At 22.7% G+C, this 8,022-nt stretch carries 8 protein-coding genes and 1 pseudogene; 2 read left to right on the top strand and 7 right to left on the bottom strand.

Features of this window, described 5'->3' with window-relative positions:
• From EV215_RS02650 to EV215_RS02625, 6 genes and pseudogenes are all read right to left on the bottom strand, one after another.
• Positions 1 to 681: pseudogene (locus EV215_RS02650) on the bottom strand (hypothetical protein); the annotation flags it as partial.
• A complete protein-coding gene (locus EV215_RS02645) occupies positions 678 to 1,589 on the bottom strand; it encodes a VWA domain-containing protein (protein ID WP_134112442.1) in 912 nt (303 codons plus the stop codon). The pseudogene EV215_RS02650 and the gene EV215_RS02645, both read right to left, overlap by 4 nt.
• Positions 1,590 to 1,599: 10 nt before the next feature.
• Positions 1,600 to 2,544 (bottom strand): VWA domain-containing protein, encoded by a 945-nt coding sequence (locus EV215_RS02640; RefSeq protein WP_134112441.1) that lies wholly within the window; start codon positions 2,542 to 2,544, stop codon positions 1,600 to 1,602.
• The gene (locus tag EV215_RS02635; protein WP_134112440.1) at positions 2,537 to 3,223 is read right to left on the bottom strand and encodes a hypothetical protein; all 687 of its coding nucleotides are present in this window, start codon (positions 3,221 to 3,223) and stop codon (positions 2,537 to 2,539) included. The genes EV215_RS02640 and EV215_RS02635 overlap by 8 nt, the downstream gene beginning before the upstream one ends.
• On the bottom strand, positions 3,220 to 4,029 hold the full coding sequence (locus tag EV215_RS02630; RefSeq protein ID WP_134112439.1) for a DUF58 domain-containing protein: 810 nt from the start codon (positions 4,027 to 4,029) through the stop codon (positions 3,220 to 3,222). The genes EV215_RS02635 and EV215_RS02630 overlap by 4 nt, the downstream gene beginning before the upstream one ends.
• An 8-nt stretch (positions 4,030 to 4,037) precedes the next feature.
• Positions 4,038 to 4,979, bottom strand: coding sequence for an AAA family ATPase (locus EV215_RS02625; RefSeq protein ID WP_134112438.1), 942 nt, complete (start codon positions 4,977 to 4,979; stop codon positions 4,038 to 4,040).
• Positions 4,980 to 5,224: 245 nt separating this feature from the next.
• On the opposite strand from EV215_RS02625, the gene EV215_RS02620 reads away from it, so the two are divergent.
• The gene (locus EV215_RS02620; protein WP_134112437.1) at positions 5,225 to 6,292 is read left to right on the top strand and encodes a tartrate dehydrogenase; all 1,068 of its coding nucleotides are present in this window, start codon (positions 5,225 to 5,227) and stop codon (positions 6,290 to 6,292) included.
• A 47-nt stretch (positions 6,293 to 6,339) separates the two neighbouring features.
• The gene (locus tag EV215_RS02615) at positions 6,340 to 6,543 is read left to right on the top strand and encodes a zinc ribbon domain-containing protein (RefSeq protein WP_208320321.1); all 204 of its coding nucleotides are present in this window, start codon (positions 6,340 to 6,342) and stop codon (positions 6,541 to 6,543) included.
• Between the two features lie 105 nt (positions 6,544 to 6,648).
• On the opposite strand, the gene EV215_RS02610 is transcribed toward EV215_RS02615, so the two are convergent.
• A complete protein-coding gene (locus tag EV215_RS02610; protein WP_134112435.1) occupies positions 6,649 to 7,995 on the bottom strand; it encodes a Do family serine endopeptidase in 1,347 nt (448 codons plus the stop codon).
• Positions 7,996 to 8,022: the final 27 nt, after the last annotated feature.

Here is an 8,022-nt window from a genome sequence, read left to right as displayed (position 1 = left end):
TTCTTGATTATTTGTTTGACTTTTTTGATTTTTTAAAGAATCACTTTGTTTTTTATTATTTGATTGATTCTCTCTTTTATCTTGATTTTCTTGATTATTTGTTTGACTTTTTTGATTTTTTAAAGAATCACTTTGTTTTTTATTATTTGATTGATTCTCTCTTTTATCTTGATTTTCTTGATTGTTTGTTTGACTTTTTTGATTTTCTTCTTCTATATTTTTTATTAAATTAGATATTATCTCATAATTTTTTACTATATTAATATTACTTTTATTTATTTTTTCATATTTTTTTATTAATATTTTAAATATATTTAATGCTTTTTTATAATATTCTAACTTTTTATTTATATTTTTTTGTTTATCACCTAATATTTTATAACTCAATCCTTGATTAAATAATAAAACATTATTTTTTATATTTTGTTTTATTATTTCTTCATAATCTTTATTTAAAAAATTTATTATGTTTTTATTATATTCTACTTTATTTTTATAATAATCTGTTTTTATATTTTCATATTTTTTTAAAATCTTATTATATTCTTTTTCTTTTATTAATTTTTTATTATTTTTTATTAATTTATAATCTTTTTCTAAATAAAATAAATTTTCGTTAAATATTTTAATAAATAAAAATAAATTTAATATTAATATCCCAATTAAAAGTAATTTTTTCATACTTTTCTCCTATATTCTATGATATAAATTATAAGTAATAATAATAATGCACTTCCTAAAAAATATTGGTAATATTCTTTATAATATCTTATTTTATCTTCTCTATCCTGTTTTTTCATATTTTTTATTTTAGAAATAATATTTTGTATATCATAATATTCAAAATATTGTTTTGATATTTTTTTTAAATTTTCTTTATTTAATTTACTTATAACAATATTTCCATTTTTATCTTTTATAAAACCACTTTCTTCTCCATTTATAATATTTGGTATTGTACCACCTTTTTCACTACCAATTCCAATTGAAAAAATATTATAATCTTTTTTTATATCTATTTTTTCATCTCCGCCATCACTTAATATAATTATAATATCATTTTTATTTGTAATTTTATTTTTTATCAAATTTAGAGCATCTTTTATATCCGTTCCACCACTTGATATAAGGTCACTATCTATAATGTCTAAAAACATTTTTGCCATATCATAATCATTTGTAAGTGGCATCTGTATATAGGCTCCACTGGAAAAAGGTATAAATGCTATTTTTTCTCCTGATAAATTTTCTATTATTTTTTTTATTATACTTTTTTCTACTTCTAATCTATTTGGAAATATATCTCTAGATAACATAGATTTTGAAATATCTATTAAAAAAAATATATTATTTGATTTTGACTTTATTGTTACTTCTTTTTTAAATTTTCTTGGTTGCATTAAAGAAACAACTATTAAATTTAAAATTATTAAATATAAAATACCTTTAAATATTTCTAAAAATATATCTGTATTTAAATTTAACTTTTTTTTAGCATTAATTTTTTTCCTGCTTCCGATATAATATATAATAATTATTAAAATATTTAAAATTATTAAATAAATTAACTTTTTATTAACAAAATCCATTTCTCTCTCCTTATGGAATAATTATATAAATAAAATACTTAAATATTATTCCTAAAATTAATAATATATAACCTATTAAATCAAATATAAAATATCTTTCCTTGTATTGAATAAATTGATTAGATTCTATTTTAGTTTTTTCCAATTTATTAATAGTTTTAAATATATCTTCAAATTCTTTTTCATCTTTTACTCTATAAAATTTACCATTTGTCTCTTTTGCTATTTTTAAAAGTAATTTTTCATCTATTTCATTATTCTTTACTATTTGTGTCCCAAAGATACTATTAATCTTAAGATATTCTCCACCTACTCCTATTGTATATATTTTCATTCCTAATTTTTTAGCAATATTAAGTGCTGCTTCTGGTGAAATATCTCCAAAATTATTTTCACCATCTGTTATCAATATTATTACTTTACTTTTATTTTTACTTTTTTTAAGTCTATTAATAGCATTAACTAATCCAACACCTATTGCTGTAGCTTTATTATTAGAAATATCATCTACACTTATCTCTTTTATAGAGTTTTTTATAATATCATAGTCAAATGTGAGTGGTATTCTCGTATAAGCCGTAGCTGCAAATACAGAAAGAGCAAATCTATCGTTTTTTCTACTATCTACAAAGTTTTCTAAAACTTCTTTTGCTTTTTCTAATCTATTTGGTTTTATATCTTTTTGTAACATACTTTGAGATATATCAAGTAAAAGTGCTATATCAATACCTTTTTTCTCTATTTTATCTATTTTTCTTTCTATTGGTCTAGCAAATGCAATAAAGAAAAATACCAAAGATAATAATATCAAATAATCACCTATTTTATATTTTTTAGTATTTAGATTTGTTTTTAATATTTTTATACTTGGAAATTTTATTGCTTTTTCTTTCTTATAAAAATATATAATTAAAAATGGTAATAATCCAAACAACAAGTAAAAATGTTTAAACATTTTTTTTCTCCTTAATAATATTAATATATTTCAATACTTTATTTTTATATTCTTCTATATTTATTGTTTTACCTTGAAAAATTAAATCATCTATATTTTTTAAATAATTCTCTATTTCTTTATTAAAATTATTATTATAAATACCATTTAAAAATCTAGTATTATATTTTTTATCTATATATTTTTTAAATTCATAATTTATTTTTCTAAAATCATTTTCTTTTTCAATAATTTCATTTATATCTATTTCATTTTCTTTATTTTTTTGTTTAATAAATATTTTTATTAATAACCCTATATTTAATATAAAAATCAAATAAAATATATAATACTCAAAATGTTTATATATTTTTTGTAATTTCAGATTTTTATTATTATTGAAATTATAAAGTTTCGTTTCATCTTTTTTTATTGTACTATCAATATTTAGTATTAACTTTTTATCACCTAAAATAATATCTTTTTCTCCAGTTTCAAAACTCCGAAATTCAATATATATTTTATTGTTTTTTTCCTCTATCTTTTCTATATCAAAATCTTTAAAAACATTTTTTACTTCTTTGATATTACTATTTTTTATTTCTAATCTAATAATATCTCCAATATGATAGTTATTTGCAAATATTGTATTAAATATTATTATGAAAATAATAATCAATTTTAAAAAAAATTTTTTCATTTTCTACCTCTATAATTAAATAATTTTATTAATTTTGGTATGTAATTTTCTCCAACTTCAAATTCTATATAATTATTAAAATTTAATTTCATATTAAGATTTTCACTGTTTTTTTTATATAAAATTTCTTGATTTGTTTCACTATCAATAAATCTATAAACTATATTTTTATCAAGTGCTTCAAATGATTTATTAAATATTCTAATTAAAATAAGCTCATGTTTTTTGAGTAAAAATTTTATTTCTTTTTCATAATTTTCATCATAAAAATCTGAAATTAAAAATACTATCCCTTTTTTTAATTTTAAACTTAAAAACTCTTCAATAGATTTCTTTATATTTGTATCTTTATTTTCACTTTGAAAAGTAAGAATAGCATCTATAATTGCTAAAAGATGCTTTTTAGTATTATTTACTTTTAGTATTTTTTCTATTTTATTTGTAAATAAATATGCTCCTATTTTATCTCCATTTTCTATAGCAGAATTAGCTATTGTTCCTGCTATTTCTGCTATATACTCTCTTCTATTCTGCAAAATATTCGAGTTTGAAATATCTATTAAAAAATATATTGAAAGTTCTCTCTCTTCTATAAATTCTTTTATATATGTTTTCTGTAATTTTTTACTTATTTTCCAATCAATATTTCTAACATCATCTCCAGGAGTATATTTTCTAATATTAGAAAATTCTAATCCTTTTCCTTTAAATTTTGAATGATATTTTCCTACTAAAAGATGCTCACTTAATATTTTAGAATTAATATCTATTTTTTTTATTTTTTTTAAAATTTCTTTACTAGCCATATCATCTCCTATTTTATCTCTACACTATTTAATATATCAGCTACTACATTTTCTACTGTTATATTATCTACTTCAGCTTCATAACTTAAAATAATTCTATGTCTCAATATATCATATGCTACTTCTCTAATATCTTCTAATGATACATAATCTCTCCCACTTATATATGCATTTGCTTTAGCTGCTTTTAAAATATTAATTGTTGCTCTAGGAGATGCTCCACATTCAATATAATTATTTTTTTCTCTAGTCTTAAATATAATATCAATTATATAATCTTTTAACACATCACTAATAAAAACTTTTTCTATCTCTTTTTTTATAGTTTCTATATCATTTTGCGTAATTAAAATATTAACCTCTACTTTTTCAGGGATATTTCCTTTTGAAATTCTTTCTATCAATTCTCTTTCTACTTCTTTTTTAGGATAATCTATTTTTAATTTAAACAAAAATCTATCTTGTTGAGCTTCTGGAAGTGGATAAGTTCCATTTTGTTCAATAGGATTTTGTGTAGCAAGCACTATAAATGGATTATCTAACCTAAATGTTGTATCTCCTATTGTTATTTGTCTTTCTTGCATTGCTTCTAAAAGCGCTGATTGAACTTTTGCTGGTGCTCTATTTATCTCGTCCGCTAAAATAAAATTTGAAAATATCGGTCCTTTTTTTACTTTAAACTCTTTCGTTTCTTCCTCATAAATTTCCATCCCTATAATATCACTAGGTAATAAGTCAGGAGTAAATTGTATTCTACTAAATCCCACATTAAATATCTTAGCTAAACTATTTACAGTAAGAGATTTTGCAAGACCTGGAAGCCCTTCTAATAAAATGTGGCCATCTATAAAAATTCCAATTAAAATCTTTTTTATAATCTCATCTTGTCCAATTACTATTTTGTTCATCTCTTTTAAAATTTCTTGTATTTTTTCACTATAATTATTCATAATCTATCTCCTCTCAATATTTAAATTTTATTTTTTTTAATATTATTTTTTATACTTATCTATGAAGTTATTTAGGTTTTTGCATAATAACCTCATCCTGCTTATCACCTTTTATTTTTCTTTCTAAATTTTACTATAAATATATTTTATTAAAATTTCATTAAAATTTTTTGATTAAAAATTAACTTTCAATTTTTACTTTTTTATTGTATAATTTACTCAATACAATTTTCGGAGGTAAAACTATGAAGAGATTTAAAATAGCTGTTATTCCTGGGGACGGAATAGGAACAGAAGTAATTAATGAAGGAATTAAAGTGCTTAAAAAAATAGAGGAATTAGAATCTTCTATATCTTTTGAATTTAAAACTTTTCCTTGGGGGTGTGAATATTATTTAAAAACTGGTAAAATGATGGATGATAACGGGATGGAAATATTAAAAAATTTTGATGCTATCTATCTTGGAGCTGTTGGTTTCCCTGGAGTACCCGACCATATATCACTATGGGATTTATTATTAAAAATAAGAAAAGGTTTTGATCAATATATCAATATAAGACCTGTTAAATTATTAAAAGGTGCTCCTTGTCCTTTAAAAGATGTCAAAAGAGAAGATATTGATATGTTATTTATTAGAGAAAATAGTGAAGGTGAATATGCTGGAGCTGGTGATTGGTTATTTAAAGATAAACCAAATGAAGTAGTATTACAAACAGGAGTATTTTCTAGAAAAGGAACAGAAAGAGTTATAAGATATGCTTATGAAATTGCTAGAAAAGAAGGAAAAACTCTTACAAGTATTAGTAAAGCTAATGCCTTAAATTATTCTATGGTATTTTGGGACGAGGTATTTAAGGAAGTAGGAAAAGAATATCCTGATGTTAAAACTTATTCATATCTTGTCGATGCTGCTGCTATGTTTATGGTAAAAGATCCAAAAAGATTTGAAGTTGTTGTTACGTCAAATCTTTTTGGTGATATTTTAACTGACTTAGGTGCTGCAATCGCTGGGGGAATGGGGCTTGCTGCTGGAGCAAATCTTAATCCTGAAAAAAAATTTCCTTCTATGTTTGAGCCAATTCATGGTTCAGCACCAGATATCGCTGGCAAAGAAATATCAAATCCTCTTGCTTCTATATGGTCTGTTAGTCAAATGATGGATTTTTTTGGATATGAAGATTGGGGAAAAAAGATTCTTGATGCAATAGAAGAATTATTAATTGACGGAAAAACTCTTACTCCAGATTTAGGTGGAATTGCTAAAACTTCTGAAATAGGAAAAGCTATTAATAAAATACTTGAAAAAAAATAGATATATAGTACAATTGTCATAGAACGATTATTCAGGAGGGAATATATATGTCAAATTATAAATGTCCAAAATGTGGTAATATCAGCTATGAAACTGATACTGTTGCTATGACAGGTGGTGGCTTATCAAAAATTTTTGATGTCCAAAATAAAAAGTTTACCACTGTTACATGTACTAAATGTAAATATACAGAATTTTTTAAAGCAGAAACATCTATGCTTGAAAATATTTTTGATTTTTTTACTGATTAAATATAACTAATTAAAAAATAAAACTTCCTTATATATATGAATACGCCTTTGTCATTAAACAAAAGCATATCAAGTATAAGGAAGTTTTTTTATTTGCTATTTAATTTATTTTTTTAATAAAACATATCTTCCAAAATCTTTATTTTCTATATATAAAAGTACATTTTCTCCTTCGTCAATTGAATTATATACTTGTTTTAAATCTTTTAATGATTTTACAATAGTATTATTTATTTCTACGATTAAATATCCCTCTTTTATACCTATTCTAGCTGCTTGTGATGCTGGATCTACATTTAATACTACAACTCCTTCTTTAGTATCCGAATATTTATATTTATTTCTAAGAGCTTCATTTAATGTTCGAAGCTGCATTCCTAATATTGCTTCACTCGGATTTAAACTTTCATCACTTCGAGATCCTAATTTTAAAGTAATATTTCTTTCTTTTCCTTTTCTATATACTGTAACTGATATCTCTTCTCCAGGTTGAAAAGATGATATAATTGCTATTGCATTTGCATAAGTTTCTACTACTCTTCCATTAATAGCTGTAATAACATCCCCTCTCATAAGTCCTGCTTTAGCTGCTGGTGATTCATCTACTATTTCTGCTATTAAAGCTCCTTTTCCATCTTTTAATCCCATACTTTCAGCCATTTTAGATGTAAAATCTGGTTGGAATCTAACTCCCATAAATGGTCGTCTTACTTCTCCATATTTTTGTATACTTTCAACTACTTTTTTAACTATATTTGAAGGAATAGCAAATCCTATCCCCGTATTTCCACCAGTTTTAGAAATTATCGCTGTATTTACTCCTATAACATTTCCATAAATATCAATTAAAGGCCCTCCACTATTTCCTGGATTAATAGAAGCATCTGTTTGAATAAAATCTTCTATTCTTTCTATTCCATAGCCACTTCTACCAATTGCACTAATAATTCCTAATGTCATTGTATTATTTAATCCGTATGGATTACCAATAGCTATTGCCCATTGTCCTACTTTTAAAAAATCTGAGTCAGCAAATTTTACTGGTTTAAATTTATCTTTTGTATTAATAATTTTTAATAACGCTATATCTGTTTCTGGGTCTTTCCCTACTATTTCAGCCTCATATTCTTTTTTATTATTAAATTTTACAAATATTTCTGAAGCACCTTCAATTACATGATTATTTGTAACTATTTCTCCATCTTTAGTAATTACAAAACCAGATCCTAAAGAACTTCCTTCTCTTTCTATTTGTTTTGGAGCTGATTCTCCAAAGAAAAATTGTTCAAATGGATCAACTACAGTTTGTTTTACTGTTGTTTTAGTTCTTATATTTACTATTGACGGCATAAGATTTTGTGCTACTTTCACAAATTCTTCTTGATCTGTTGCAGAAAAAGATACTAAACTTATTAAAGTCATAAAAAATAATGTAACAGTAACTTTTTTCATTTATACATCACTCCTTAATAAAAATTT

Origin of the sequence: Hypnocyclicus thermotrophus (assembly GCF_004365575.1) — a bacterium.
GTDB classification, from domain to species: domain Bacteria; phylum Fusobacteriota; class Fusobacteriia; order Fusobacteriales; family Fusobacteriaceae; genus Hypnocyclicus; species Hypnocyclicus thermotrophus.
This window is presented reverse-complemented; position numbering and strand designations above follow the sequence as displayed.

What these genes read in the sequence shown, in the direction of transcription:
- EV215_RS02645 (WP_134112442.1), bottom strand. Translation starts at nt 1,589, where the DNA reads ATGGATTTTGTTAATAAAAAGTTAATTTATTTAATAATTTTAAATATT.
- EV215_RS02640 (WP_134112441.1), bottom strand. Translation starts at nt 2,544, where the DNA reads ATGTTTAAACATTTTTACTTGTTGTTTGGATTATTACCATTTTTAATT.
- EV215_RS02635 (WP_134112440.1), bottom strand. Translation starts at nt 3,223, where the DNA reads ATGAAAAAATTTTTTTTAAAATTGATTATTATTTTCATAATAATATTT.
- EV215_RS02630 (WP_134112439.1), bottom strand. Translation starts at nt 4,029, where the DNA reads ATGGCTAGTAAAGAAATTTTAAAAAAAATAAAAAAAATAGATATTAAT.
- EV215_RS02625 (WP_134112438.1), bottom strand. Translation starts at nt 4,979, where the DNA reads ATGAATAATTATAGTGAAAAAATACAAGAAATTTTAAAAGAGATGAAC.
- EV215_RS02620 (WP_134112437.1), top strand. Translation starts at nt 5,225, where the DNA reads ATGAAGAGATTTAAAATAGCTGTTATTCCTGGGGACGGAATAGGAACA.
- EV215_RS02615 (WP_208320321.1), top strand. Translation starts at nt 6,340, where the DNA reads ATGTCAAATTATAAATGTCCAAAATGTGGTAATATCAGCTATGAAACT.
- EV215_RS02610 (WP_134112435.1), bottom strand. Translation starts at nt 7,995, where the DNA reads ATGAAAAAAGTTACTGTTACATTATTTTTTATGACTTTAATAAGTTTA.